Source organism: Terrabacter sp. Ter38 (genome assembly GCF_024519435.1).
Classification (GTDB): Bacteria; Actinomycetota; Actinomycetes; order Actinomycetales; family Dermatophilaceae; genus Terrabacter.
Map to the genome: position 1 here is coordinate 15,486 of NZ_JALJRZ010000008.1, position 23,759 is coordinate 39,244.

The 23,759-nt window shown below is 72.0% G+C and carries 20 protein-coding genes; 4 read left to right on the top strand and 16 right to left on the bottom strand.

What is annotated here, in order from left to right; genetic code table 11:
* The 3 genes from rpmI to NR112_RS16020 form a co-directional block, all read right to left on the bottom strand.
* Nucleotides 1–195, bottom strand: a complete 195-nt coding sequence (gene rpmI / locus NR112_RS16010) for a 50S ribosomal protein L35 (protein WP_256795309.1) — start codon at nucleotides 193–195, stop codon at nucleotides 1–3.
* Between the two features lie 93 nt (nucleotides 196–288).
* Nucleotides 289–885 carry a translation initiation factor IF-3 gene (infC, locus tag NR112_RS16015; RefSeq protein WP_374512643.1) on the bottom strand — a complete coding sequence of 199 codons (597 nt, stop codon included), beginning with the start codon at nucleotides 883–885 and terminating at the stop codon, nucleotides 289–291.
* A gap of 330 nt (nucleotides 886–1,215) precedes the next feature.
* Entirely contained in the window at nucleotides 1,216–2,553 is a 1,338-nt protein-coding gene (locus NR112_RS16020) for an MFS transporter (protein WP_256795310.1), read from the bottom strand.
* Between the two features lie 195 nt (nucleotides 2,554–2,748).
* On the opposite strand from NR112_RS16020, the gene NR112_RS16025 reads away from it, so the two are divergent.
* A complete protein-coding gene (locus NR112_RS16025) occupies nucleotides 2,749–4,815 on the top strand; it encodes an elongation factor G-like protein EF-G2 (protein ID WP_256795311.1) in 2,067 nt (688 codons plus the stop codon).
* Nucleotides 4,816–4,889: 74 nt separating this feature from the next.
* Here the strand turns inward: NR112_RS16025 and NR112_RS16030 are convergent, their stop codons facing one another.
* Nucleotides 4,890–5,891 carry an NADP-dependent oxidoreductase gene (locus NR112_RS16030; protein WP_256795312.1) on the bottom strand — a complete coding sequence of 334 codons (1,002 nt, stop codon included), beginning with the start codon at nucleotides 5,889–5,891 and terminating at the stop codon, nucleotides 4,890–4,892.
* A gap of 64 nt (nucleotides 5,892–5,955) precedes the next feature.
* On the bottom strand, nucleotides 5,956–6,384 hold the full coding sequence (locus NR112_RS16035) for an organic hydroperoxide resistance protein (protein ID WP_256795313.1): 429 nt from the start codon (nucleotides 6,382–6,384) through the stop codon (nucleotides 5,956–5,958).
* 59 nt (nucleotides 6,385–6,443) lie between these two features.
* Here NR112_RS16035 and NR112_RS16040 point away from each other — a divergent pair, with 59 nt between their 5' ends.
* The gene (locus NR112_RS16040; RefSeq protein WP_256795314.1) at nucleotides 6,444–6,902 is read left to right on the top strand and encodes a MarR family winged helix-turn-helix transcriptional regulator; all 459 of its coding nucleotides are present in this window, start codon (nucleotides 6,444–6,446) and stop codon (nucleotides 6,900–6,902) included.
* A 28-nt stretch (nucleotides 6,903–6,930) separates the two neighbouring features.
* Here NR112_RS16040 and NR112_RS16045 read toward each other — a convergent pair whose 3' ends face one another.
* Genes NR112_RS16045 through priA form a run of 3 tightly spaced genes read right to left on the bottom strand, consistent with a single transcriptional unit; the run spans nucleotide 6,931 to nucleotide 9,943 of the window.
* Entirely contained in the window at nucleotides 6,931–8,370 is a 1,440-nt protein-coding gene (locus tag NR112_RS16045; RefSeq protein WP_256795315.1) for a DUF445 domain-containing protein, read from the bottom strand.
* Nucleotides 8,371–8,396: 26 nt separating this feature from the next.
* The gene (locus NR112_RS16050) at nucleotides 8,397–9,188 is read right to left on the bottom strand and encodes an SseB family protein (RefSeq protein WP_256795316.1); all 792 of its coding nucleotides are present in this window, start codon (nucleotides 9,186–9,188) and stop codon (nucleotides 8,397–8,399) included.
* Nucleotides 9,185–9,943, bottom strand: a complete 759-nt coding sequence (gene priA / locus NR112_RS16055) for a bifunctional 1-(5-phosphoribosyl)-5-((5-phosphoribosylamino)methylideneamino)imidazole-4-carboxamide isomerase/phosphoribosylanthranilate isomerase PriA (RefSeq protein ID WP_256795317.1) — start codon at nucleotides 9,941–9,943, stop codon at nucleotides 9,185–9,187. Before priA ends, NR112_RS16050 begins: the two co-directional genes overlap by 4 nt.
* Before the next feature lie 273 nt (nucleotides 9,944–10,216).
* Between priA and NR112_RS16060 the strand changes: the two genes are divergently transcribed.
* A complete protein-coding gene (locus NR112_RS16060; protein ID WP_256795318.1) occupies nucleotides 10,217–11,176 on the top strand; it encodes a homocysteine S-methyltransferase family protein in 960 nt (319 codons plus the stop codon).
* Nucleotides 11,177–11,182: 6 nt separating this feature from the next.
* Here the strand turns inward: NR112_RS16060 and NR112_RS16065 are convergent, their stop codons facing one another.
* Genes NR112_RS16065 through hisD form a run of 5 tightly spaced genes read right to left on the bottom strand, consistent with a single transcriptional unit; the run spans nucleotide 11,183 to nucleotide 15,499 of the window.
* Nucleotides 11,183–11,638, bottom strand: coding sequence for a hypothetical protein (locus NR112_RS16065; RefSeq protein ID WP_256795319.1), 456 nt, complete (start codon nucleotides 11,636–11,638; stop codon nucleotides 11,183–11,185).
* Between the two features lie 55 nt (nucleotides 11,639–11,693).
* Nucleotides 11,694–12,332, bottom strand: coding sequence for an imidazole glycerol phosphate synthase subunit HisH (gene hisH, locus NR112_RS16070; RefSeq protein ID WP_256795320.1), 639 nt, complete (start codon nucleotides 12,330–12,332; stop codon nucleotides 11,694–11,696).
* A 16-nt stretch (nucleotides 12,333–12,348) separates the two neighbouring features.
* Complete coding sequence (gene hisB / locus NR112_RS16075) at nucleotides 12,349–12,957, bottom strand: imidazoleglycerol-phosphate dehydratase HisB (RefSeq protein WP_056776294.1); 609 nt, start codon at nucleotides 12,955–12,957, stop codon at nucleotides 12,349–12,351.
* A complete protein-coding gene (locus NR112_RS16080; protein ID WP_256795321.1) occupies nucleotides 12,954–14,135 on the bottom strand; it encodes a histidinol-phosphate transaminase in 1,182 nt (393 codons plus the stop codon). Before NR112_RS16080 ends, hisB begins: the two co-directional genes overlap by 4 nt.
* Nucleotides 14,132–15,499, bottom strand: coding sequence for a histidinol dehydrogenase (gene hisD / locus NR112_RS16085; protein WP_256795322.1), 1,368 nt, complete (start codon nucleotides 15,497–15,499; stop codon nucleotides 14,132–14,134). Before hisD ends, NR112_RS16080 begins: the two co-directional genes overlap by 4 nt.
* Nucleotides 15,500–15,732: 233 nt before the next feature.
* Here hisD and NR112_RS16090 point away from each other — a divergent pair, with 233 nt between their 5' ends.
* Nucleotides 15,733–16,989, top strand: a complete 1,257-nt coding sequence (locus NR112_RS16090; protein ID WP_256795323.1) for an endonuclease — start codon at nucleotides 15,733–15,735, stop codon at nucleotides 16,987–16,989.
* Nucleotides 16,990–17,023: 34 nt separating this feature from the next.
* Here the strand turns inward: NR112_RS16090 and NR112_RS16095 are convergent, their stop codons facing one another.
* The 3 genes from NR112_RS16095 to NR112_RS16105 all read right to left on the bottom strand — a co-directional run bounded on the left by NR112_RS16095 (nucleotide 17,024) and on the right by NR112_RS16105 (nucleotide 23,759).
* A complete protein-coding gene (locus NR112_RS16095; protein WP_256795324.1) occupies nucleotides 17,024–19,123 on the bottom strand; it encodes a S9 family peptidase in 2,100 nt (699 codons plus the stop codon).
* A 100-nt stretch (nucleotides 19,124–19,223) separates the two neighbouring features.
* Entirely contained in the window at nucleotides 19,224–22,649 is a 3,426-nt protein-coding gene (locus NR112_RS16100) for an ExeM/NucH family extracellular endonuclease (protein ID WP_256795325.1), read from the bottom strand.
* Nucleotides 22,650–22,796: 147 nt separating this feature from the next.
* Nucleotides 22,797–23,759 (bottom strand): pseudouridine synthase, encoded by a 963-nt coding sequence (locus NR112_RS16105; RefSeq protein WP_256795326.1) that lies wholly within the window; start codon nucleotides 23,757–23,759, stop codon nucleotides 22,797–22,799.

Consider the following 23,759-nt stretch of genomic DNA (forward strand, 5'->3'; position numbering starts at 1 on the left):
TCACTTGCCGAGGAGCTTCTTGGCCTTCTTGGCGTCCGGCTTGGCGAGCTCGACGTCGCTCGCGATGGAACGCATCTTCTTGCTCGACTTGTGCTCGAGCAGGTGGCGACCGCCGGCCTGCTCGCGCATGACCTTGCCGGTGCCGGTGAGGCGGAAACGCTTCTTCGCACCGCTGTGCGTCTTCATCTTCGGCATGGGGGCCGATCTCCTTCGTGTTGCGTGCGCCAGTGGGCGCACGTGGTGTGTCGTGCCGGGGGCTCTCGCCTCCGGCGGGTCACCGCCCGCCGATCACTCGGCGGCGGCGGTGGCCTCGTCGGTCTGCGGGGCCTGGGCCTCCGGGTGCTCGCCGGCTGCGGCCGGCTCGCCGGTGGCGCGCTGGTCGTGCTGCTCGCGGGAGCGACGCTGCTCGGCCTTGGCCTCCGCCTTCTTCTTGGTCGGGCCGATCACCATGATCATGTTTCGGCCGTCCTGCTTCGGGGCCGACTCGACGAAGCCGAGCTCGGCGATGTCCTCGGCGAGGCGCTCGAGCAGACGACGACCGAGCTCGGGGCGCGACTGCTCGCGACCGCGGAACATGATCGTCACCTTGACCTTGTCGCCGGCCTTGAGGAACCGCTCGACGTGGCCCTTCTTCGTGCCGTAGTCGTGCGGGTCGATCTTCGGACGGAGCTTGATCTCCTTGATGACCGTGTTGACCTGGTTCTTGCGCGCTTCCCGTGCCTTCATGGCGGCTTCGTACTTGAACTTGCCGAAGTCCATGAGCTTGGCGACCGGCGGCTTGGCCATGGGGGCCACCTCGACGAGGTCGAGGTTCGCCTCCTCGGCCAGACGCAGCGCGTCCTCGACGCGGACGATGCCGACCTGCTCGCCGTTGGGGCCAACCAAGCGCACTTCCGGGACCCGGATGCGCTCGTTGATGCGAGGCTCGCTGATGTGGTGCTCCTAAGTTCGATGAATGATGTGACCAGACGGGGTGCTGTCTGTCCTGCTGCGACCACAACGAGAAAAGGGCTCCCCGTGTGTGCACGAGGAGCCCAAGGGTCGCGTATGCCGGACGGTCGCCGTCGCGTCACACGGCTCGACACTGGTGCCACGTAGGACACCGGGCCGAGCAGACCTTGACCCGGCGACCGTGAGGTCGGCGCGGGTGGAAGCGAGCTTCTCTTGCACGTCGTCACCCGCTTCCGCCGGAGCGGGAGCATGGGTGACGGCTGGTCAGTGCTCCATGCTAGCAGCCGAGACGCCGTGCTCCGAATCGGCGGAGGGCCCCCCGGCACTGGGCCGGTCCTGCGCCCTGCGGCTGGCCCCCGACCCGAGCAGGCCGACGAGTGCGATGAGGACGCCGAGGGCGGAGACGACGACGAAGCCCCACTGCCAGCCGCCTCGGTCGATGGCCAACCCGGCGAGCGGCGCACCGAAGGCCGAGCCCGCCGTCATGGCCGAGCCGTGCCACCCCATCATCTCGCCGCGGAACCGCTCCGGGACCTGTCGGCTCAGCTGCTCGACGGTGGCGGTGATCGTGGGGGCGCACAGGAAGCCGGACATCGTGATGAGGACGGCGAAGCTCGGCACGCCCGCGGCGAGGGCGACCGGGGCGGTCGTGGCAGCGAGGCCGCCGAGCAGCCAGAAGACGGAGAAGGAGCGGTGCCAGGCGCCGTAGAGGATGCCGCCGACGAGGGACCCGGCACCCCAGAGCGCGAGGACCCACCCGATCGAGCCGGTGGCCCCGAAGGACCTCAGGGCAGCGACGATGCCCACGTCGGTGCCGCTGAGGACGAGCGTCGAGCAGGCGGCGGCGAGGTAGACCGCCGCAACCGGCACGGTGATGAAGCCGCGGACGGCACGGCTCGGGGCGGCGGCGTCGTCGGGGACGGACGAGGCGGCGATGGCGTCCGCACGGGCGGCCTCGCCCTGCTCGTCGTGCGTCGTTGCCTCCCCGGCCGAGTCGCCGTGCGAGTGACCTTCGCCGGAGTCCGAGGTGAGGCGTGGGTTGACGACCCACAGCACGAACCCTGCTGCGACGGATGCGAGCTCGCACACGAGCAGGGCCCACGACGTGTCCCACGACGTCGCCAGCCACACCCCGATGGCAGGGCCTGCCATGAACGACAGCTCGGTCGCCGACGAGTCGAGCGACAGGGCGGTGCGCCGCTGCTCGCTCGGCACCGAACGGATGATGACCTGGCGCAGGATCGAGAAGGTGGGCACGACGAAGAGCCCGGCCAGCGCCGCGAAGGCGATGAGCGGGGCGTAACCGACCCACGGGGCGATCGACCAGCACACGACCTGCACGACGAGGGACGGGCCGACGGTGCGCCGCAGGCCGATGCGGTCGAGCAGCCGGCCGCGCCAGGGCCCGGAGACGGCGACCGCGACGGTCGAGGCGGCCGTGACCAGGCCGGCCGCGCCGTAGCTGCGGCCGAGCGACGTCACGACGTGGAGGGTGAGGATGACCCCGCCAGCCCACATGGGGACGCGGATGAGGAAGCCGAGCAGCAGCGCGGTGCGGGTGTCACGGTTGGCCAGCACCGGCCGGTAGGCCCCCAGATCCATGGCGTCAGCCTGTCACCTCGCACCGACGGTGCGCACCCGGGTTCCGCGCAGGCGGCAGCGCACGCGAGCGCGACCCTGGGCTGATCGATGGCGACGCGGGGTGACCCGGGAGCGACTCGGGGATGCCGCCTGAGCCGGCGGGCGGCATACGCGATGGGTCTTGTGACGGCTGGGCGACAGGAGTTGGGTGGGGGCATGGCAAAGACGCCCGGCAGATCAGATCTTCCTGCGGCCCCCAACCCCGCCTCGCCGCAGGACATCCGCAACGTCGTGCTGGTCGGACCCGGCGGGGCCGGCAAGACCGCACTCTTCGAGGCGCTCGTCGCGGCACGGGTCCCCGGTCAGCGCACCTCCCTGGGCGACCACGTCCGCACCACGACCCTCGTCGCCGCCTCGTTCGAGTCCGGCGCCGTCACCCTCAACCTCCTCGACACCCCGGGCTACCCGGACTTCGTCGGCGACCTCCGCGCGGGCCTCCGGGCCGCGGACGCCGCCGTCTTCGTCGTCTCGGGCGCCGACGACATCGACCGGCCCGTGTCGCTGCTGTGGCGCGAGTGCGCGGCCGTCGGGATGCCGCGAGCCGTCGTCGTGACCCACCTCGACCAGCCGCGCGCCGACTTCGCCGCGACGGTCGAGATGTGTCGTCGCACGTTCGGCGACGCCCGGGCCACCCACTGGCCCGTCGTCGAGGACGGCTCGGTCACCGGGGTCGTGGGCCTGCTGACCGGCGAGACGTCCGCCGAGCACGACGAGGCGCGGTCGGCCCTCATCGAGTCCGTCATCGAGGAGTCCGAGGACGCGACGCTGCTCGACCGCTACCTCGAGGGCGAGACCCTCGACACCGACTCCCTGCTCGGCGACCTGCGCACCGCGATCGCCCAGGGCACGTTCTTCCCGATCGTCCCGGTCTCGCCCCTGACCGGTGCGGGCACCGATGAGCTGCTCGGGATGATCGAGAGGGCCTTCCCCGACCCGACCGTGCACCCGCTGCCGACCGTCACGTCGCCGGTCGGTGGCCCCGTCAAGGGCGTGACGTGTGACCCGTCGCAGCCGCTCGTGGCCGAAGTGGTGCGCACGACGACCGACCCCTACGTCGGGCGCCTGTCGCTCGTGCGCGTCTTCTCCGGCACGCTCCGGGTCGACGAGACCGTCCACGTGTCCGGACACCTCGGTGACTTCGTCGGGCACGAGGTCGCCGGCCACCCGGCCCATGACGACGACGAGCGCGTCGGCCCGCTCGCGTCGCCCTTCATCGAGTCGCACCGCCCCCGCGGCACCGCCATCGCCGGCGACCTCGCGCTCGTGACGAAGCTGACCCATGCCGAGACGTCCGACACCCTGTCCTCCGTCGACCGGCCCGCGGTCGTCGAGCCGTGGCTGCTCCCCGAGCCGCAGCTGCCCGTCGCGATCCGCGCGGCGACGAAGTCCGACGACGACAAGCTCGGCGGGGCGCTGCAACGGCTCGTGGCCGAGGACGTCACGATGCGCATGGAGCACTCGCACGAGACGGACCAGGTCGTGCTCTGGACGATGGGTCAGGCCCACGTCGACGACCTCATCGAGCAGCTCGCCGAGCGCTACGGCGTCACGGTGACGGCCGAGCCCTACCGGACCGCGCTGCGCGAGACCTTCGTGCGCACGTGCTCGGTCCAGGGTCGGCACGTCAAGCAGTCGGGCGGTCACGGGCAGTACGCCGTGTGCTCGATCGTCATCGAGCCGCTGCCGCGCGGCTCGGGCTTCGAGTTCGTCGACAGGGTCGTGGGCGGGGCCGTGCCGCGCCAGTTCATCCCGTCCGTCGAGAAGGGAGCCCGGCTCCAGCTCGAGAAGGGGCTGCTCACCGGCCACCCGGTCGTCGACGTCCGCGTCACGCTCACCGACGGCAAGTCGCACTCCGTCGACTCGTCCGACGTCGCCTTCCAGACCGCCGCGGCGCTGGCTCTCAAGGAGGCGGCGAACGCCTCGACGATGGCGCTGCTGGAGCCCATCGACCGCGTCGACATCACCATCGCCGACGAGTACCTCGGCGCAGTCATGTCGGACCTGCGTGGACGTCGAGGGCAGGTGCTCGGGACCGAGCCGGCCGACGGGATGGGCCCGGAGGGCGGCTGGACCGTGGTGCACGCCGAGGTGCCTTCGGCAGAGCTGTCGCGCTACCCCATCGACCTCCGGTCGGTGTCGCACGGCACCGGGTCGTTCGTGCGCGAGCCGCTGCGCCACGACCTGCTGCCGGCCGACAAGGCCAAGGACCTGCTCGGGGGCTGACGTCGCGCAGGGACCCCAGCGACGGCGAAGGGCGGGTGCCGAAGCACCCGCCCTTCGTCCGACGTGCGGCGCCCTCAGAGGCGGACGACCATCTTGCCGACGTTCTCCCCGCGCAGGACCCCGAGGAAGGCGTCGACGGCGTGGTCGATCCCGTCGACGAACGTCTCGCGCGAGGTCAGAGTGCCGTCCGCGATCCAGCCGGCCGCGCGCTGGGCGTACTCACCAGCGAGGTCCCAGTGATCGCCGACGAGGAAGCCCGTGATGGTGCCACGGGTCTGGATGAGGCGCGCGAGGTTGCGCGGGCCCGGGGCCGGCTCGGTGTCGTTGTAGACCGAGATCGCGCCGCAGATCGCGATGCGGCCGCCGAGCCGCAGCGAACCGATGGCGGCCTCGAGGTGGTCGCCGCCGACGTTGTCGAAGTAGACGTCGACACCGTCGGGCGCGGCCTCGCGGAGCAGGTCGGAGACGCGTCCGTCCTTGTAGTTGAAAGCGGCGTCGAAGCCGAGGTCGTCCAGCAGGTGGTCGACCTTCTCCTGCGAGCCGGCGCTGCCGATGACCCGGCTGGCGCCCAGCGCCTTGGCCACCTGGCCGACGACGCTGCCGACGGCCCCGGCCGCGCCGGAGACGAAGACGACGTCCCCCTCCTTGATCTGCGCGACACGGGTCAGGCCGGCGTATGCCGTGAGGCCGGTCATGCCGAGCACGCCGAGGTACGCGGACGCCGGGGCCACCGACGTGTCGACGACACGGACTGCGGAGCCGTCGACGACGGCCTCCTCGCGCCAGCCGAGGCCGTGGAGCACGTGGTCCCCGACGGTGACGCCGTCGGCCCGCGACTCGGTGACGACACCGACCGCGCCGCCGTGCATGGCCTGCCCCAGCGCATACGGCTCGGCGTAGGACTTGGCGTCGCTCATGCGACCGCGCATGTAGGGGTCGACCGACATGACCTCGTTGCGGACGCGGACCTGGCCGTCGGCGAGGTCGACGGCTGCGCTCTCGACGAGGGCGAAGTCGTCAGGGGTGGGCCAGCCGACGGGACGGCTGACGAGCTGGACCTCTCGGGGGTTGGTCATCGGGTCTCCTTCTGGGACAGCGGTTCTGGTCGTGCGGATGGGATGCTTCTGCGGTCGGATGACGTCAGTCGACGACGATCTCGACGGGGATGTTGCCGCGCGTCGCGTTGGAGTAGGGGCACACCTCGTGCGCCGTGTCGACGAGCTCACGGGCCAGCTGCGGGTCGAGGCCCTCGGGCAGCTCGACATGGAGCACGACACCGAGGCCGAAGCCGGTGCCCGACGAGCCGGAGAGGCTGACGTCAGCGGTCACGGCGACGTCGAAGTCCTCGACGCGGCGCTTGCGCGCGACGAGCCCGAGAGCGCTCGCGAAGCATGCGGCATACCCCGCGGCGAAGAGCTGCTCGGGGTTCGTGCCCTCGCCACTGCCGCCGAGCTCGCGGGGTGCGGCGAGCGTGACGTCGAGGCGACCGTCGGACGTGACGGCGCGACCCTCGCGTCCGGAGGCGGTGGCCGAGGCGACGTACTGGGCGGTCTGGGTGGTGGTGCTCATCACGGCTCCTTGTGTTGCCAACAATTAGATTGTGCGCAATTTGATAGTACGCTTGAGTCATGAGCCCGTCCAATCCGACCTCCCCCGCCGGCGCCCTGAGCCTCGAGCAGCAGATCTGCTACGCCATGCACACGACCGTGCGGGCGTTCGACGCCGTCTACCGCGAGCTGCTGGCGGAGCACGGGCTCTCCTACCCGCAGTACATCGCCCTCATGACCGTCGGCGAGCACGGCCCGCTGACCGTGAGCGGGCTCGGCGAGCACCTGCGCCTCGACTCGGGCACACTCTCACCGCTGCTCAAGCGGATGGAGGCCGCCGGGCTCGTGGAGCGCGTCCGCGACCCCGAGGACGAGCGACGGGTGCTCGTGTCGGCCACCCCCGCCGGTCACGACCGCCTCGCCGCCCTCGGGGACGTCCCGCACCAGATCGCGGTGCGGAGCGGTCTGTCGCGCCAGGAGATGCTCGACCTGCACCGCACCCTGCGGCAGGTGACCGAGCGCCTCGACACCGGAGCCTGAGCGCGCCGGGTCGGGCGGCTGGGCCGCGTCAGGAGGGCAGGAGGATGGAGACGGCGTGGATGAGCATGCCGATGAGCCCGCCGACGAGGGTGCCGTTGATGCGGATGAACTGCAGGTCGCGGCCCACCTGGAGCTCGACGCGCTCGGCCGTCTCCTTGCCGTCCCACCGGTCGACGGTGTCGCTGATGATCCTCGTCAGCTCGGTGCCGTAGCGGTCGACGGCGTAGATCGTCGCGTCGCAGATGCGCGTGTCGATGCGGTCACGCAGCGCGGCGTCGGCGAGGAGCCGCTCGGCGAGTGCCGTCACCTCGGTCACGGCGCGGGCGCGCACGGGCCCGTCCTCGTCCTCGAGGGCGGCGACGACGACGGCACGGAACGAGGCCCACAGCGACATCGCCGTGTCGGCCACCTGCGGATGCGACAGCACGCGCTCCTTGAGGCGCTCGGCCTTGGCCTGCGTGACGGGGTCGTGCTGGAGGTCGTCGGCGAGGTCGATGAGCAGCTTGTCGAGCGCGAGGCGGACGTCGTGCCGTGGGTCGTTGCGGATGTCGGCCAGCCACTTGAGCGCCTCGACGTGGACCTTGCGGGCCACGATGTCGTTGATCGCGTCGGGCACCCACGCCGGGGCGCGCTGCGTGATGAGCGACTCGAAGACGTCCTCGTTGTCGACGAGCCAGACGCGCACCTCGTCGAGCGCGAGGTCGACGAGGCCGACGTGGGCCTCGTCGCGCACCACCTGGTCGAGCAGGCCGCCGGCCAGCGAGCTGATCGGCTCCTGCGCGAGGCGCGGGAGGAGCGCCTGCTCGATGACGGCGCGGACGTCCTCGTCGGGGATCCGGTGCAGCGCGTGGACCGTGACCGTAGCGACCTCGTCGACGAGCCGCTTGCTGTGGCCCGGAGCCAGCGCCCACTCGGCCGCCCGCCGGGTGGGCTCGGCGTCGAGCACCCGCTCGCGGATGATGTCCTCGCGCATGAAGTTCTCGCTGACGAACTCCTCCAGGCTGCGCCCGATCATCTCCTTCTTGCGCGGGATGAGGGCCGTGTGCGGGATCGGGAGCCCGAGCGGGTGCCGGAAGATGGCGGTGACGGCGAACCAGTCGGCGCAGGCGCCCACCATCGAGGCCTCGGCGCCGGCGTTGACGAAGCCGAGCAGCCCGTCGTCGTGCCCGCGCGTGAGGACGTAGACGATCGCGGCGAACACGAGGAGGCCGGTGGCGACGAGCCGCATCTGCCGCAGGTCGCGGCGACGCTGGGCGTCGAGGGCCGGGTCGACGATGAAGCCGAGAGGACCGCTCGAGCCGGTCGAGCCCCCGCCCGACCGTCCGCCCGACCGTCCGCCCGACCGTCCGCCCGACCGGGCACCGGAGCGGCTGGTCCCGCTCGAGCGGTCAGCGGCAGCTCCGGCGCCGGCCGTCGCGGGAGGCACCTCGGGGTCTCGCTCCCGAGTCGTCTGGGGTGTGGTGTCCACGTCCGGCACCTCCACGGGTGATGTGCTCAGCGCGCCGCTTCGAGCGCGAAGGTCAGAGCATCGATCCTCGCACGGGTCTCGCCGTCGGTCGCGATCCGCTCCCCGATCCGTGTCGCGACGGCCCCGACGACGTCGGCCTCGAGGCCGCGCTCGAGGGACAGCACGACCCTCAGCACGCCGGCGCCGGCGGGCTCCCCGGCCTCCAGGCGGTGGCCCACGACCTGCTGCTCGGCCTCGACGGCTGCTCGTACGGCAGCCGCGACATGGGCGTCACGGTGGCTGGGCTCCCACGCGCGCTCCTGCGCGAGCGCCCACAGCATGCTCGGCCGCAGCACCGTCGCGTGGGGCGAGGCGACGTCGACGAGGAGCACCTGGCACTCCTCGCTGATCGCTGCCTGGGCTGCGGCGGCCGCGCGGACCGGCACGGGCCGGGCGCTCGGGTCCCACGCGGCGAGGCTCTCGAGGGAGGTGAACATCGGCAGTGCTCGCGACCCGTCGGGGGAGGTCAGGGTCACGGCGGCCATGTCGCTGCGGGTGTCGACGGCGTGCGGTCCGGACTCGTCGACCTCGGACGCCACAGCGACCACGGGGACGAGCCATCGAGCCCGCGCGGCGTGCTCCATGATCGAGGTCTCCGCGTCGTCATCGGGGGCGTCGTGCGCCGCCGCCAGCGCGGCGACGAGGTCGGCGTCTGCTGCGCCGGTGTCGCCGGAGAAGCCGTGCGACGGGATCGACTTGCCCTCCCACGCCTGACCGGCAGAGTCGGCGGGGCGCCCCTGCTCGTCATGGCGACCGGAACCGGGAGCCGACGCGGTCATGACGCCGGGCGTCCGGCGACCTCGAGGGCCTCGGACAACGTGAACGCGCCCCGGTAGAGCGCCGAGCCGACGATCGCCCCCTCGACGCCCTCCCCGACGATCTCGCGGATCGCGGCGATGTCCTGCAGGGTGGAGACGCCACCGCTGGCGACCACCGGCCGGTCGGTTCGTGCACAGACGTCGCGCAGGAGCTGCACGTTGGGCCCCTGGAGCATGCCGTCCTTGTTGACGTCCGTCACGACGTAGCGCGCACAGCCCTCGGCATCGAGGCGGGCGAGCGTCTCCCAGAGGTCGCCGCCCTCGCGGGTCCATCCGCGGGCCGCGAGCGTCGTGCCCCGGACGTCGAGGCCGATGGCGACGCGGTCACCGTGCGCGGCGATGATCGACGCCGTCCACTCGGGATCCTCGAGCGCGGCGGTGCCGATGTTGACGCGGCGGCAGCCCGTGGCGAGCGCCGCGTCGAGCGACTCCGTGTCGCGGATGCCACCGGAGAGCTCGACCTGCAGGTCGAGCCGGCCCACGATCGAGGCGATGAGGTCGCGGTTGCTGCCGCGACCGAAGGCGGCGTCGAGATCGACGAGGTGGATCCACTCCGCCCCCTGCTCCTGCCAGCGCAGCGCGGCCTCCCACGGGTCGCCGAACTCGCCCCCCGTGCCGGCGACGCCCTGGACCAGCTGGACGGCACGGCCACCGGCGATGTCGACGGCGGGCAGCAGCTCGAGATGGGGCTGGGCGGCGTGGTGCTGGCCGGTCATCGGGTCGGCTCCTCGGGTCGTTCACGACCGTCGCGGTCGTGGTCGGTGTGTCGGTGTCAGGTGTGTCAGGTGTGTCCGGTAGTTTCCCGGATTCGGGACCCCGGACGTGCGACCACCGAGTATGCCGTGTGCCCGCGGCGGCGCTCCCGGCGTGTCGGTCCGTGGATCGCGCGCCCACCACGGCGCGGGCGCCTTCCCCGCGTTCTGCCCGTGCCCCGCAGTGGCGTCTGGTACACCGGGGTGACCCGAACCTCGCGACGCACGGGAGTCGACATGCAGCACCTGCCACAGCTGGCCGGTCGGCCGATGGTGACGGACGGTGGCCTGGAGACGGACCTCATCTTCAACCACGGGGTCGAGCTGGAGGAGTTCGCCGCGTACCCGCTGCTGTGGGACGCGGCCGGCCGCGCGCTGCTCACGGACTACTACGACGGCTACGCCTCCATCGCTGCCCGGGCCGGGGCCGGCCTGCTCCTCGAGTCACCGACGTGGCGTGCCAACCGGGACTGGGGCGCGCGGCTCGGGCACTCGACGACCGACCTGGACCGTGCCAACGCGGACGCCGTCGACCTGCTCCGGTCGCTGCGTCGCCGGTACGCCGCCGAGCTCGGGCTGCAGGACGTCGTCGTCGTGGGAGTGGTGGGCCCACGGGGCGACGGCTACCGCAGTGCCGGTGCGCCGAACCCGGCCGAGGCCGCGGAATACCACCACGCCCAGGTGGCGGCCTTCGCCGAGGCGGGCGTCGACGTCGTCACGGCCTACACGCTCACCACAGCGGGCGAGGCGATCGGGATCACGCAGTCGTGCCGGGAGCAGGGGCTGCCCGTGGCGATCTCGTTCACGGTCGAGGTCGACGGGCGCCTTCCTGACCGGACGACGCTGGCCGAGACGATCTCCGAGGTCGACGACCGGGAGGCACCTGACTACTACCTCGTCAACTGCGCCCACCCGGAGCACGTGCTCGCAGGGCTGGACGCCGACGACGGGAGCGCTTGGCGCAGCAGGCTGCTCGGGCTGCGTTACAACGCGTCGACGCGCAGTCATGCGGAGCTCGACGACGCCGACGACCTGGACGCGGGCGACCTCGAGACGATCTCGGCCGGACACGACCGGGTGGTCGGACGTCTCACGGGTGTCACCGTGGTCGGAGGGTGCTGTGGCACCGACGCCTCTCACGTCGCACGGCTCTGGGACGTCGATCCACGCGTCGTCGACCGAGACCGCCTGCGCTGATCGGCGCTACGGCTCCGGCGCGGCCGGCGGGGCGGGCCGGGCCGTGGGGGACGACGGGGTGGCCGGTGCGGTCGGCTCGTCGCCGCCCGGCGCGGGAGCCATGTCCGGAGCGGAAGGGCCGTCCGGTGTGATGTCAGCGCCTCCCCCGGCGGTGATCTCGGTCCGGTGATGCCAGAGGACGTACCCCAGGCCGGCGACCACCACCACGGCGACCAGGACGAGACGCACCGGCCAGGACAGGTCGAGCAGGGTCGTCACGACGAGCGTGCCCAGTGCCGTGCCCACCGTCGTCGGCAGGCCCGGGCGGCTGTTCCGGCGCCGCGGATAGAGCGCGCCGGACGAGGTCCGCCGGGTCGACGACGCGGTCCGCCCGGTCGTGCTCTTCGTCGCACTCCGAGACGTCCTGGCCGTGCGCTTCCTGCTCGCGCTGCCGGAGCTGCTCGCTGTCTTCCTCGTCGCCACGATCCACTCCTCGTCGAGGCCCCGCCCTCCGGTCAGTCGGCGGACGGCAACCCGGTCACAGGTCGCGGACCCAGTTCTCGAGCAGGTGCAGACCGGCGTCGCCGGACTTCTCGGGGTGGAACTGGGTCGCGCTCAGGGGCCCATTCTCGACCGCCGCGACGAACCTCGCACCGTGGCGCGCCCACGTGACCGCAGGTGCGACCCGGGCGAAGGCGCCGGTGGCCTCGAGCGTCCACTGCTGGACCGCGTAGGAGTGGACGAAGTAGAAGCGCTCGTGCTCGACGCCGGCGAAGAGGCGCGAGCCCTCGGCGACCTCGACCTCGGACCAGCCCATGTGCGGCACGACGTCGGCCGGGAGCCGCTCGACGGTGCCGGGCCACTCCGCGAGCCCCTCGAGGGGATGGTCGGAGGGCTCGGTCGAGCCGTCGAAGAGGGCCTGCATGCCGACGCAGACCCCGAGGACGGCTCGGCCGCCGCTGATCCGCCGGCCGATGATGCGGGGACCGTGCGCGGCCGCGAGTCCTGCGATGCAGGCGTGGAAGTTGCCGACACCGGGCACGAAGAGTCCGTCGGCCTCGAGGGCACGGACGGGGTCGGACGTCAGGGTGACCGTGGCACCGACCCGCTCGAGGGCACGCACGGCCGACCGGACGTTGCCGCTGCCGTAGTCGAGGACGACGACGCCGGCGCTCATCGACGAGCCACCATCGTCAGAGCGCTCCCTTGGCGCTCGGGATCCCGACGACGCGGGGGTCGGGTGCGATGGCCGCCCGGAGCGCGCGCGCCACGGCCTTGAACTGCGCCTCGACGATGTGGTGGGGGTCGCGGCCCGCGAGGACGCGCACGTGCAGGCACAGTCCGGCGTTGTAGGCGAAGGACTCGAGGACGTGCCGTGTCATCGAGCCGGTGAAGTGGCCACCGATGAGGGCGTACTGCTGGCCCTCCGGCTCGCCCTCGTGCACGACGTACGGACGACCGGCGACGTCGACGACGGCGTGGCACAGGGCCTCGTCGAGCGGGACCGTGGCGTCCCCGAAGCGGGAGATGCCGGCCTTGTCGCCGAGCGCCTCGCGCAGGGCCTGGCCGAGGACGATCGCCGTGTCCTCGACCGTGTGGTGCACGTCGACGTCGACGTCTCCCGTGGCCTTGACGGTGAGGTCGATGAGCGAGTGCTTGCTCAGCGAGTGGAGCATGTGGTCGTAGAACGGGACGCCGGTCGAGATGTCGGACGTGCCGGTGCCGTCGAGGTCGAGCCAGAGCTCGACGGACGACTCGGACGTCGCACGGCTGATCTTCGCGGTGCGGCTGGTGGGGCTCATGCGGGGGGCTCCTGCCGGTCGGCGCTGCTGGGGAGGACGTGGGCGGGGGCGAGGCGCGTCATGGCCTCGAGGAACGCGGTCGTCTCGTGGGGGTCGCCCGCCGTGACGCGCAGGTGGTGGGCGATGCCCATGTCGCGGACGAGGACGCCCTCGTCGAGCAGGGCCTCCCACGTGGCCTTCTCGTCTCGGAGGCCGCCGAAGAGGACGAAGTTGCTGTCGCTGGCGACGGGGCGCGCACCGAGCGCGGCGAGACGGTCGACGATCCGGTCGCGCTGGTGCTTGATGACCTCGACCGTGCCGAGCATGACGTCGGCGTGCTCGAGGGCAATGCGGGCGATCGTCTGCGTCGGGCTGCTCAGGTGGTAGGGCAGCCGGACGAGGCGCAGCGCGTCGACGAGCTCGGGGGCCGCCATGAGGTAGCCGAGGCGACCTCCGGCGAAGGCGAACGCCTTGCTCATGGTGCGCGTCACGACGAGCCTGGGGTGCTCGGCGAGCAGCGTCAGTGCTGACCGCGTGCCCGGTCGGGCGAACTCGGCGTACGCCTCGTCGACGACGACGACAGCGTTCGGGGCCGCCTCGAGCACGGCACCGATGACCTCGAACGGCAGCGCCGTGCCGGTCGGGTTGTTGGGCGAGCAGAGGAACACGATCGACGGGTCGTGCGCCCGGGCCTGCTGCGCAGCCGACTCTGCGGTCAGGTCGAAGGCATCGGGATCGGTTGCGGCAGATCGGAGCCCGTCGACCCATGTGGTGCCGTGCGTCTCGCTGATGATGGGGTGCATCGAGTAGCTCGGCGTGAAGCCGAGCGCGACCCGGCCGTGGCCGCCGAAGGCCTGCACGATGTGCGAGAGCACCTCGTTGGAGCCGTTGCCGGCCCACACCTGCTCGGGCGTCACCGACACCCCCGACTGCTTCTCGAGGTATGCCGTCAGGGCCTTGCGCAGGTCGGTGAACTCGCGGTCGGGGTAGCGGTTGAGCGAGGCGACGTCGTCGGCGAGCGCCGCGACGACGGCGTCGACGACGACCTGGGGCACCGGGTAGGAGTTCTCGTTGGTGTTGAGCCGGACCGGCACGTCGAGCTGCGGCGCGCCGTACGGCGTGCGACCGCGCAGGTCGGGCCGGAGCAGCCGCTGGACCTCGTCGGCGGCGCTCGGTCGGTCGGTCGGTCCGTCGTTCACCGGGGGACCTCGTCGCCGAAGCGCGCCGTCACGGCTTCGCCGTGGGCCGGGAGGTCCTCGGCCTGGGCGAGCGTGACGACGTGGCGGGCGACCCCGCGCAGGGCGGGCTCGTCGTAGTCGACGACGTGGATGCCCCGCAGGAAGGACTGCACCGACAGGCCGCTCGAGTGGCACGCGCAGCCTGCGGTGGGCAGGACGTGGTTGGACCCGGCGGCGTAGTCGCCGAGGCTCACCGGGCTGTGCGGACCGACGAAGACGGCACCGGCGTTGCGCACGCGCGCGGCGACGTCTGCGGCGTCGCGGGTCTGGATCTCGAGGTGCTCGGCGGCATACGCGTTGACGACCGCGAGGCCGGCGTCGACGTCGTCGACGAGGACGATGCGCGACTGCGTGCCCTCGAGCGCCTCGGTGACGCGCTCGGCGTACTTCGTGGCCGGCACCCGGCGGGCCAGGGCGCGGCGGGTCTCCTCGGCGAGCTCCTCGCTGTCGGTGACGAGCACCGAGGCCGCGAGCGGGTCGTGCTCGGCCTGGCTCACGAGGTCGGCGGCCACGTGGTCGGCGTCAGCGGAGTCGTCGGCGAGGATCGCGATCTCGGTGGGACCGGCCTCCGCATCGATGCCGATGAGGCCCTTGAGCAGGCGCTTTGCGGCGACGACCCAGATGTTGCCGGGCCCGGTGACGAGCGAGACGGGGTCGCACACGACCGGCTCGCCGTCGACCTCGCCCCACCGGGGGTCGTCGTCGACGAAGCCGTGCGCGAACATCGCGACTGCCTGCGCGCCGCCGACGGCATACACCTCGTCGACGCCGAGGAGCGCGCACGCCGCGAGGATCGTCGGGTTCGGGTAGCCGGCGAACTCGCCGACGTTCTCGCGCTGCGGCGGGGACGCGACGGCCAGCGAACCGACCTCGGCGAGCTGGGCCGGGACGACGTTCATGATGACGCTGCTCGGGTAGACCGCGAGTCCACCGGGCACGTAGAGACCGACGCGGTCGACGGGCACCCACCGCTCGGTGACGGTGCCGCCGGGGACGACCTCGGTCGTCGTGTCGGTACGACGCTGGGCGGCGTGGACGATGCGGGCGCGACGGATGGACTCCTCGAGCGCGGCGCGCAGGTCGGGGTCGAGCCGGTCGAGCGCGGACTGCAGCACGCCGCGCGGCACCCGCAGGTGGGTCGGCCGAACGCCGTCGAACCGCTCGCCGAGGTCGCGCAGGGCCACGGCCCCGCGATGCTCGACGTCCTCACAGATCGGCCGCACCTGCTCGAGGGCTGCCGTGACGTCGAACTCGGCTCGTGGCAGGGCCTTGCGCAGGAAGCGCACGTCGAGCGTGCGCCCGCGCAGGTCGAGGGAGGACATCATGGGTCACCAGTCTAGAAGGCGCGACTCAGGGCACGGACCGCGGTCTCACCGTGCGGAGCGAGGGGCGTGGCGCCCCCGGACGCGCCTGCCGAATCTTGGACCGGCACTGACGAAGGTCAGACCAACGACTGACCCGGTGTTCACGGCCGTTCCGACACGCTCGTGGGGCCACCGCCCGCCCCTGGCGGTGGGTTGCGTCATCCACCCGACTCCCCCGCCCGACAGGAGAACCCGTGCCCGTCGTCATCCCCAGGCGTCGCATCGCTGCCGTCGTCACCGGCCTCGCCATCGCCCTCGTCCCGCCGAGCGTCGCGCTCACCAGCGCTGCGGGCTCGCCGGCGACGGCCCTGCCGCTCCCCCGCGTGGCCGCGGCGCCCGCTCTGGCTGCGCCCGCCCCGCTCACGGTGTCACAGGCCATCGGGTCGCAGACGGGTCAGAGCGCGACCGTCCGTGGCTACGTCGTGGGACAGCCGACCGCGACGAGTACCGTCGTGCGCTCGAGCTTCCCCAACGACTACGCGCTCGCCATCGCCGACACCGCGTCGGAGACGTCGACGAGCCGGATGCTCTACGTCCAGATCCCGTCTGCGTTTCGGTCCTCGTGGGGCCTGCGGAGCAACCCCTCCCTCATGGGGCGACAGCTCGACGTGACGGGTGCGCTGGCGGCGTACTTCTCACACCCCGGCATGACCTCGACGAGCGCCTTCGCGTTCAGCGGCACGTCGACGACGACCACGACGACCAGCCCCACGAGCACGACGACGAGCCCGAACCCCACGGGCACGACGAGCCCCTACGACTCGACGTACTACGCGTCGGCCATCGGCCGGACCGGCTCGGCGCTGCACACCGAGCTGCACCGCATCGTCTCCAGCGGGGTCACGACCCTCACCTACGACCAGGTCTGGACCGCCCTGAAGGACACCGACCAGGACCCGAGCAACACCAGCAACGTCGTCGAGATCTACTCGGGCCGCTCGATCGCCAAGTCCGACAACGGTGGCGGCGTCGACCAGTGGAACCGCGAGCACGTCTGGGCCAAGAGCCACGGCGACTTCGGCACGGTCAACGGCCCGGGCACCGACGTGCACCACCTGCGGCCCGAGGACGTCACCGTCAACTCCACCCGCGGCAACCTCGACTTCGACCTCGGCGGGTCGGCGGTGTCCCAGTGCACCGGCTGCCTCAGCGACGCCGACTCCTTCGAGCCGCGCAATGCGGTCAAGGGCGACGTCGCCAGGATGATCTTCTACATGGCGGTCCGCTGGGACGGCGGTGACGGCTTCGCCGACCTCGAGCCGAACAACCTCGTCGGCAACGGGACCGCGCCCTCCATCGGCAAGCTCTCGGTGCTCAAGCAGTGGAACCTGCAGGACCCGCCCGACGCGTTCGAGAAGCGCCGCAACCAGGTCATCTTCGACACCTGGCAGCACAACCGGAACCCGTTCATCGACCACCCGGAGTGGGTGACCTCGATCTACGGCTCCTGACCGCCCGTCACCGTGGAGCCCGGGGACGGCCGGCTCACGACGTCTGGTCGATGAGCACGGCCGTCTCCCAGGCCCACTCGCGCCACAGGTCGTAGCGCCCGGACCTGCCACCATGGCCCGCAGCCATCTCGGTCCGGAAGAGGATCTGCGCGGGGTCGTCGACCTCGAGGTCGGCGTGCCGCAACGCCGCGACCCACTTGGCCGGCTCGGTGACGTAGACGCGGGTGTCGTCGAGGCCCGCCGTCACGAGCAGGCTGGGGTGGCGGGTGGGCCGGACGTTGTCGTAGGGGCTGTAGGACTTCATGAGCGCGTAGGCCGTCGGGTCCTCGAGCGGGTTGCCCCACTCCTCCCATTCGACGACGGTGAGCGGCAGGCTCGGATCGAGCACGGTCGTCAGCGCGTCGACGAACGGCACCTGCGCGTGGACGAAACGGAAGCGCTCAGGAGCGAGGTTGACCACGGCCCCCATGAGCAGTCCCCCCGCCGAGCCGCCCTCTGCCGCAAGACGATCCGGCGCGACGATGCCGCTCTCGACGAGGTGGTCGGCACACGCGACCAGGTCGGTGAACGTGTTGGGCTTCGCCTCGAGCTTGCCGTCGTCGTACCAGGACCGCCCCATCTCGGACCCACCGCGCACGTGAGCGATGGCGAAGACCCAGCCGCGGTCGAGGAGCGAGAGTCGCAGGACGGAGAACCACGGGTCGCTCGAGATGCCGTAGGCGCCGTACGCGTTGAGCAGCCCGGGAGCCGTACCGTCGGCCGTGACGTCGTGGCGGTGGACGACGGAGATGGGCACGCGGGTCCCGTCGGGCGCGGTGGCCCACTCGCGTCGCTGGCGGTACTGCGCCAGGTCGACGTCGCCGCGCACGTGCTGCCGCTTGAGCAGCGTGAAGGTGCGCGCACGGACGTCGTAGTCCTCCACGGTCCGGGGCGTGACGAGGGACTCGTGGACGACCTGGAGCGTGGGCGTGTCCGCCTCGGGGTTCACGCCGACGTGGAGCGTGCCGATGGGCTCCCCGACGGCGATGTCGTGCGACTCCCCCAGACCGTTCGGGGCCGTCGGGTCCCGCAGTACGACCCGCACTCCCGTGCCACCCTCCCGACGCAGCGAAACCGCGATGAAGTCGTCGAATCCCTCTGCGCCCGTGACGTACTCGTCCTCGGTCGTGACGCCGAGCGGCACCCAGTCGTCCGCCGTCGTGCTCGTCACGGGAGCCGTGGCCAGCTCGAAGTTCACGCGGTTGGCGTTGTGCGTGACGAGCAGCTGGTCGCCGAACGGCTCGATGTCGTACTCGACGCCCTGGCGACGCTCCGCCACGACACGTGGCGTACCCATCGGGTCGTCGGCCTCGAGGAGGCGGAACTCGCTCGTCGTCTTGGACCCGATGGCGATGATGACCAGACGGTCGTCCCGCGAGGTGCCGACGCCGACGAAGAAGCGCTCGTCGATCTCCTCGTGCACGAGCACGTCGGCCTCGGCGGGGGTGCCCACCTCGTGACGCCACACCTGGTGCGGCCGCCACGCGTCATCGACGCGAGTGTAGAAGAAGTGCCCGGCGTCCAGTGACCAGGCGAACGATCCGCCGGTGCGGCGTACGACGTCGTCGAGGACGACCCCGTCGTCGATCCGGCGTACACGCACGTCGTAGCGTTCGTCGCCTACGGCGTCGACGGCATACGCGAGCAGGTCGCCTGACGGCGACACCTCGCTCACGCCGACAGCGAAGAACTCGTGGTCCCGGCCCTCCTCGTTCTGGTCGAGGAGCACCTGCTCGCCGACCGGTGGCCGACCGGCGTCGAGGGTCGGGCGCTGCGGGTGGTCGGCGACGAGCACCCGCGCCTCGACCGCATACTGCTCGCCCTCGACCGTGCGTGAGTAGTACCACCAGCGGTCGTGACGCACGGGCACCGACAGGTCGGTCTCCTCGATGCGCGAGCGGAACTCCTCGAAGATCTGCTCGGCCAGCGGACGCAGGTGCTCGGTGCGCTCGGTCGCGTGGGCGTTCTCGGCAACGAGCAGCTCGCGCAGCTCGTCCGAGTCGCGGTTGGCCATCCACGCGTAGGGGTCGTCGAAACGGTCGCCGTGGTGCTCGCGGGCGACGGGATCGCGTCGAGCGGTCGGGGGGTGCTGCATCCGCGCAGTCTAGGTCGATGCCCCGGCCGCCCGACGGTGGCGCCCCGCACGACGGACGGCCCGGGGTCCGAGGACCCCGGGCCGACCACGTCGCGAGAGATCAGTGGATGACGATCTGACCCTTGACGGTCTGCGTACCGGAGTCGTAGACCGCGGAGCCCGACGCCGTCGTCACGACGAGGCGGAACGAGTCGCTCTTGCCCTGGTCGGTGACGGTGACGACCGCGCGGTAGCCGGCGGTCCCGTTGACCGTGACCGGCGCCGAGAAGGTCGCCGTCGTGCCGCTGACGACGAGCCAGTCGAACGTCGTCGTGGCGACGGAGAACGACGTGCCTGCGAGGCCGTAGGTGAACGAGCCGGACGGGACCGTGGCCCCCCTGCCGTAGGCGACGGACAGCTCCAGACTGCCCTTGCCGCTGTGCGACGGGTTCGAGGTCAGGGCACCGGCCGGGGACGCGATGGTGCCGCCTCCGGTGAGGAAGCCGGCCGCGCGGTCGTAGACCACGAGGCTCGTCGTGCCCGAGTCCGCGTTGCCCCACTGGTCGGTGACGGTGACGGTCACGGTGTAGATGCCCGCCGCCGTGTAGACGTGGCTGCCGGTCACCGTGCCACCGGTGACGGTGCCGGCCGACGTCGACCCGTCACCCCACGCGATGCCCGCCGTGTGGGTGTCGAGCGGGTCGGCGTCGGAGAACGTCGCACTGACGCCCGCCGGGGAGCCGACCGAGACGGCCGAGGTCGGGCCGGTGACCGTGCCGACGACCGGAGCGGCGTTGGTCAGGTCGAGCCCGACGACGACGGGGTCGTGGTCGGAGATCCGGAACTGGTCGGGCGCGTAGAGGCTCGTGACCTGCCCGGCCGTCTTGAACTCGGTGTTGTAGTCGAGGATCGCGGGCTCGTCGGCGTTGACGTGCCAGTCGCCGACCCCCGTCACCTGGCTGCTGATCGACGCCGAGCCGAGCGCGTGGTCGAGGTAACCCCACTGCCCGTCGAAGGCGTAGGAGTACGCCTCACGCCCGTTGCGCTGCTCGATGAGGTTGGTGAAGCCGGCCTTCTCGAGCGTCGTGATCGGGTCCTCCTTGGCGTAGGAGTTCATGTCGCCGAGGATGAGGACGTCGGGGTCACCGGTTCCCGTCGGGTCGCCGGCCAGCCAGGTGGCGAGCAGCTGGGCCGAACGGACGCGAACCGCGGTGCAGTTGCCCTGGCCGTCGCCGGCGTCGGGGGTGTCGCACGCGCTGCCCTTGCTCTTGAGGTGGTTCGCGACGGCGACGAACGTGCCGCCCGTCGTGTTGTCGCGGAACGCCTGGGCGAGCGAGGGACGGTTGCGCGGGCCGGAGTCGCCACCGTTGACGAAGTCGACCGAGTTGAGCGCTGCGGTCGTCCCGACGGGCGTCACCGCGGCCGGCTTGTAGAGCATGCCGACCTTGATCGCGTCGTTGCCGAGCGCGTCGGCCTGACCGGTGCGCGCGTCGGCGTCGATGAACGCCCACGTGCCGGCGCCGGCCCTCTCGTTCAGCTTGCCGACGAGGAACTGCTCGGCGCTGTCGACACCGTAGCCGTCGTTCTCCATCTCCATGAAGGCGACGACGTCGGCCTGCGTGCCCGAGACGGCTGCGACCGTCTTGCGCCACTGGCGGTCGAACTCCGTGGCCGAGTTGGCGCCGCGGCAGTCCATGACGGCACCCGTGAGCCCGCCACGGCAGTTGTTACCGGTCGTGTCGAGCGTGTTGAAGAAGTTGAGCAGGTTCATCCCCACGACGCGGGTGTCGCCACCCACGGCGGGCGGGCTCGCCGGACGCGGGTTCGTCGGCTGGAAGTCGACGGTCGCGGACGGGGAGACCGGGCGGATGCGGTACGCGTTGGCGCTGGCCGCGTTGCCACCCCAGGTGTAGTTGAGGACACCCGTCAGGTCGGTGACGGTGTCGCCACCGCGCAGCGTGTTGGCCGCGCTGAGCGGCTGGCCGCCGCGACCGAAGACGATCGGGTCGACGTTCTGGGCCTGCGTCGTGTCGTCGAGGATGATCTTGCGCAGGTCGTTGGACGCCTGGAGCGCGGCGGCGTCGGCGCCCGGGGCGACGACGTTCGTCGGCTGCTCGAGGCGGCCGCCCTGCGAGAGCGTGACCTGGCCGAAGCGGCCGAGCTGGAAGTGCTCGGTGACGGACATGTCCTGCGGGAGCGTGACGAGCATCCCCTCGTAGCGCTCGAGCGCCGTCGGGCCGGCCACGGGGAAGCGCACCTCGGTCGGGGCGACCGCCCCGGTGCCGCAGACCGTGACCGTGGCGGCGCTGACCTGGGTCTGGCCCTGGTTCTCGCCGGCGTTGCCCGTCACGGTGACGACGTCACCGAGCTGGACGGCGTTGGCGTTGCTGCCCTCGAAGACGAAGATGCCGTCGGACGTCGCGGCGTTCCCGTCGCCCTGAGGGTCCTGGAGGAAGAAGCCGCGCAGGGCGGGTGACGGGCCCTCGTAGTCGCCGACGACGACGCCGCGCGTCGTGACCGAGCCGGTGATGGCCGCGGTGTCGCCGCTGCCCTGGATGGCCGGGATCGGGGTCGCGGTGACCTCGCAGGGGTTGGCGGCCGGCACGGAGAAGCGCACGACGACGTCGGTCGCCGGGGAGTCCGGCGGGTCGATGGCGTCCTGGTCGGTGACGGCGGAGGCCGAGACCGTCAGGGTGCAGGCGTCGCCGAGGGCGAAGTCGGCCGACGGGTCGAGCGTGAAGGTCGTCGGACCGCCGGAGACGGTCAGCGTCTTGGGGCCCGAGAGGGAGCAGGAGACGGTGAAGGCTCCGGCGGCGGGGTCGACCGGCTCGGAGAAGGTCACCCTGGGACTCGCGTCGACCGCGACGTTGGACGAGCCGTCGGTCGGGGTCGTCGAGGTCACGCTGGGGGCGACGTCGGTGGCGGGTCCGCCGTCGACGGTGTGGGTCCCCAGGCCGTCGAAGGTGTCGACGGCGTAGCCGTCCCACTGGACGGCGGGGTCGAACGCATCGGCGCCGTTGGTGTCACCGGTGGTGACGGACGACTTGCGCCGCAGGGTGTTGTCCATGGTCGAGGTGAGCCCGGTGCCCCACTCGTTGACAGGGCGGACGCCGACCTGTCCGAACGCGTCGACGACGGCCCCGTCCTTGCGCAGGACGACGGCGTCGTCGCCGTTCCAGTTGGCGCTCCCACTCAGCAGGTCGGCCTGCGGGGTGATCCCGGAGCCCGCTGAGGTGTTGGCGAGGACGAAGACATCGCCCGAGGCCAGGTTGCCGCTCAGGGCGATGGTGTTCGTGGCGGTCGTCGCGCCGTTGGCGAAGACCTGGACGTTGTACTTGGCAGCCGCGAGGTCGACGGTCGCGCCGGTGCCGTTGTAGATCTCGAGCGCCTTGTTGTTGCTCGTGCCCTCGACGTACTCGCTGATGAACAGCTCCGTCGGGGCCGCCGCTGAGGCCGGTGTGGCCAGGGCGATGGGGGTGATGCCCACGGCGAGCGCAGCGGTGGTGACCGCGGCGACCCGGCGCAGGGCAGGACGAGATTGACGCATGGATTTCCTCCCTGGGACCGGCTCTTCCGCGCGGTCTGCGGGTCACCCTAGACCGGGGCGGTCCGTCTCGCGCGTCGAGATGGCCACCGGTTGCCGAACGCCCGGTGACATCCCGCCGTCGGCCCGTCGTCGGCCCGTCGTCGGCGCTCAGCAGGACGGCCACGGGCCGGGCCAGCGCGCCAGACGACGCCGCGTGACGAAACGGCGGGGTGTGCCGTCGACGGGGTCGGCGAAGGCCAGCACGGCGGCCAGCAGCTGCAGCGGGGTGCTGAAGTCGCCCACCGGCACGTCGCGCTCCACGGGGTAGAGGGGGTCGTCGACGATGGGGACGCCGAGGCCATGGAGCTGGCAGCGGAGCTGGTGGGTGCGGCCGGTGCGGGGCGTCAGACGGTAGAGCCCGAGGTCCTCCCCCGCCGGCCCGGCACCGGACGCCGTGTCGACGAGCTCGACCAGGGTCTCCGCGTTGGGCTCAGCCCCCTTGACCTCGTAGGCCTGGTGCGTGCCGTGCTCCTTGACGAGGTGCGTGCGCCGGACGAGGGGCAGGGCGAGCCCCTCGCGGACGGGTGCGACCGCGAGGTACTCCTTGTGCGCGAGCGACTCGGCGAAGACGCCTTGGTAGGCGCCGCGCCACCGCTGCTCCGTCGTGAACATCAGGACACCCGCCGTCGGCCGGTCGAGGCGGTGGGCCGGGGCCAGACGGTGCTCACCCGTCAGGACGCGGGCCCGGGCCAGGGCGCTCTGCACGACGTGCCGACCGCGGGGCATCGTCGCCATGTCGTGCGGCTTGTCGACGACGACGATGCGCTCGTCGCGGTGCAGCACGACGAGCTCCTCCGGGTGCACCACCTCGACCGGCAGGTCGCGGTGCGCCCAGACGGCCGACTGCGGCACGAACGGGGCGTCCGCGGGCACCGGCGCTCCCGAGGCGTCGACGAACTCCCCCGCCACGAGCATCCGGTCGACCTCGTCGGGCGTGAGGCCCGGCGCGAGCCGCTCGACGAGATGGTCGCGCAGCGACCCCCATGGTCCCGACTGTGGCACCCGGAAGCGCTGGGCGTCGACACCGTGACGCGGTGGCAGGGGCGAGGGCGGGATCGGCCCGCGTGCCAC